This window comes from Pseudomonas sp. EA_5y_Pfl2_R50, from assembly GCF_963970475.1.
In the GTDB taxonomy this organism is placed as follows: Bacteria; Pseudomonadota; Gammaproteobacteria; order Pseudomonadales; family Pseudomonadaceae; genus Aquipseudomonas.
The window spans coordinates 1-3,121 of sequence record NZ_CAXAPT010000029.1; the positions used below are offsets into that span (position 1 = coordinate 1).

A 3,121-nucleotide genomic window follows, 5' to 3' on the forward strand; every position below is an offset into this window, starting at 1 on the left:
CTGTCGAGTGCACCATTTAAGAGTCAGTTGCAGCAATGTAAATGACTTGGTTTCAGCCAGTTGTGGTCTGGTCTAAAAACACAAAATGCACTCGTAGCTCAGCTGGATAGAGTACTCGGCTACGAACCGAGCGGTCACAGGTTCGAATCCTGTCGAGTGCACCATATACCGAAAAGCCCGCGTTTATCGCGGGCTTTTTGCTGTCCGGGATTTGGCTTTTCCTGTCACGCATCCTCTCTCATCAAAATCGACCTGAGCACTTCTGCCTCGCTTGAGGTCGTAACGGTAGCTCGTTGTCGAAGTTCGAATATTGACCTTGTCCGGTTTGCCCAGTGCGCTTTCGACATCTTGCTGGCTCATGCCGGCGATTACGCGTCGATTGATGATCGCTTCGCGACGTTGCCTGGCATCGATGAGATTTCCGCATTTATCATCCGCGCGGCCAACGATGCCGGGTTCTCGGCGCGCGGTTTTGATTCTGGCAGCTTTTTCATGGTTGGCTTCCGGCATCACGGCGTTGATCGAGCCAGGTGAGTAGGGATGGACTTCGTGTGATGAGCGTTGGTCTCCCGCGGCGCAACTCAGGCTTGTGAAAGTGATGCCGCCGTCGGCGGCTTCACAGCGATGAAGGGTCGCGGCGGTAGTCGCGGGTGGCAGGCATAGCAGGGTGGAAAGCAAAAGGCGGAATGTTTTCGCTGGCATTCGATGTCCTCCATGACGATCTACGCTCAAGGGTAGACGCTACATTTTTCGTTGTCGGTGTGTTTTCTTTTCAGGATGAGTCGTCGCAGTTGCATGGATCAGGGCAGCGTTCAGGTTTGTTTCGCAAGCGCTTGTTTCGACCGTGATTTTTTAACGTTTTAAACCGTCAGGCGGTGTATCATTGCGCCCGTCAGCCCCGCCGGGGCTTATGGAAAACCTCCATGGACTTACCCAGTAGTTACTCAGTACCCCGTTTTACCAATCATGAATTGACTGATTGATCCTTCCGGCGTGCCCCGCTGCTGGGAGTGGAGTTCGCCTATGTCTGAAATCGAAGTAAAGAAAACACAGGAAAGCCTGCAGGATCGTCTGGCTCAGGTCGTTGAGCTGCTGCAGCGTCAACGTGTTGTTGAAGACCTGACCCATCGTCAGGAAGGTCCGCATCACGACCGCGTCGAAAATCTGGTTCACCGGCAAAATCTTGTCGAGTTGCAGCGCAAGCTCGATGATCTGCACTCCGCTGACGTCGCCTATATCCTTGAAGCCTTGCCGCTGGACGATCGTCTGACGCTCTGGCAACTGGTCAAGGCTGATCGCGACGGCGACATTCTTCTCGAAGTATCCGATTCCGTTCGTGAAACGCTGATCGCCGACATGGACGATCACGAACTCCTGGCTGCTGCCAAGGACATGGACGCCGACGAACTCGCTGACTTGGCTTCCGAGCTGCCGCGAGATGTTGTCCATGAGCTGATGGAAAGCCTGGATAACCAGCAACGTGAGCGTGTGCGCTCAGCGCTGTCCTATGACGAGGAGCAGGTCGGTGCGCTGATGGACTTCGAGATGGTCACCATCCGTGAGGATGTCAGCCTCGAAGTGGTTCTGCGTTATCTGCGTCGTCTCAAGGAGCTCCCTGGTCATACTGACAAACTGTTCGTTGTCGATTACGACGGCGTGCTAAAGGGTGTGCTGCCAATCAAGCGTTTGCTGGTCAATGACCCGGAGAAACAGGTTTCCGAAGTCATGGCCAGTGATCCGGTGAGTTTTCACCCGGACGAAGATGCTTACGATGCGGCGCAGGCGTTCGAGCGTTACGACTTGATCTCCGCCCCCGTGGTCGACAAGAACGGCAAGCTGATTGGTCGTTTGACTATCGACGAGATGGTCGACCTGATTCGCGAGGAAAGCGAAAGCGAAGTCCTCAACATGGCGGGTCTGCGTGAAGAAGAAGATATCTTCGCCTCGGTCTGGAAATCCCTGCGCAACCGTTGGGCGTGGCTGGCAATCAATTTAATCACCGCTTTCGTCGCTTCGCGGGTAATTGGGCTCTTTGAGGGCTCCATCGAAAAACTGGTGGCACTCGCGGCATTGATGCCGATAGTGGCGGGTATCGGCGGTAATTCCGGTAATCAGACGATCACCATGATCGTTCGCGCGATGGCGCTCGATCAAGTCAGCACGGGTAACACTTCGCGCCTGATGCGTAAGGAACTGGCGGTAGGGTTGATCAATGGCTTGGTCTGGGGTGGCGTGATCGGCGTGGTCGCGTATCTGCTCTACGGCAGCTGGTCGCTGGGTGTGGTGATGACAGCGGCAATGACGCTTAATTTGTTGCTGGCGGCATTGATGGGGGTTCTGATTCCAATGACCTTGGCCAAAATGGGGCGCGACCCGGCGATGGGGGCGAGTGTGATGATTACCGCAATGACCGACAGCGGTGGTTTCTTCATTTTCCTGGGTTTGGCGACGATCTTCCTGCTCTGACTTGCTGTACAGAAAAACGGCGATTCAGACTGTGTGAAAACGCCCCGACTTGTTCGGGGCGTTTTTTTTTGTGCTGACAACAGGCGAAAAAGACTTTTCATTCCATTGGCGCCATCACGGTCTATGTGCCATCTAATCGCGCCATCAACCCTGGTGGTGAGGAACTCTCGAGGGCCATTAGGCGCCGCGATGAGCGAATCCGCTGCAAGTAGCCGTTTAGCTCATCGGTGGGGGCATCAGTCGAGCGGTGCTCTCGGGAGGCGTTTTGGCAAAACCAGTTGAATCAGAGCCGGCTTGGCGACATACAGGTCGATGACTCGAGCGAGGTGATCCTCAGGGGCCAGCTCTTCCAGCTAGGCTGGGAGCAGTTTGGTCTCGTTGGGGGGGGGGCATCTACTTGGATGTAGGCTATAACGAAAAATGCTCCGTATCTTTCGATACGGAGCATTTTCTTTGAGTGCAGCGCAGATTGTCAGGTTTCCACATAGTCTGAATTGACGGCGTTTTATGTCTGCGAGCAGCTCAAATTGTCTAGTCCTGAAATAGGTTTACACCTGTTTCAGTCTCAAAACGCCCGATGCACCGCATCGGGCGTTTTGTATTTCAGGGACAAGTGAGGTCGCTTACGGTTATAAATTTCTATCGATTCTTCAAC

At 54.2% G+C, this 3,121-nt stretch carries 2 protein-coding genes, 1 tRNA gene and 1 pseudogene; 2 read left to right on the forward strand and 2 right to left on the reverse strand.

Annotated elements, in window-relative coordinates; all coding sequences use genetic code 11:
* Positions 1-87: 87 nt before the first annotated feature.
* Positions 88-164: transfer RNA gene (locus tag AACY19_RS26440), tRNA-Arg, on the forward strand.
* 19 nt (positions 165-183) lie between these two features.
* Here AACY19_RS26440 and AACY19_RS26445 read toward each other — a convergent pair.
* Complete coding sequence (locus tag AACY19_RS26445) at positions 184-702, reverse strand: cell envelope protein SmpA (protein ID WP_339454448.1); 519 nt, start codon at positions 700-702, stop codon at positions 184-186.
* Positions 703-1,023: 321 nt separating this feature from the next.
* Here AACY19_RS26445 and mgtE point away from each other — a divergent pair, with 321 nt between their 5' ends.
* Positions 1,024-2,466, forward strand: coding sequence for a magnesium transporter (gene mgtE / locus AACY19_RS26450; RefSeq protein ID WP_339454449.1), 1,443 nt, complete (start codon positions 1,024-1,026; stop codon positions 2,464-2,466).
* Positions 2,467-2,638: 172 nt separating this feature from the next.
* Here mgtE and AACY19_RS26455 read toward each other — a convergent pair.
* Positions 2,639-2,819 (reverse strand): annotated as a pseudogene (locus tag AACY19_RS26455) (IS5/IS1182 family transposase); the annotation flags it as partial.
* Between the last annotated feature and the right edge of the window lie 302 nt (positions 2,820-3,121).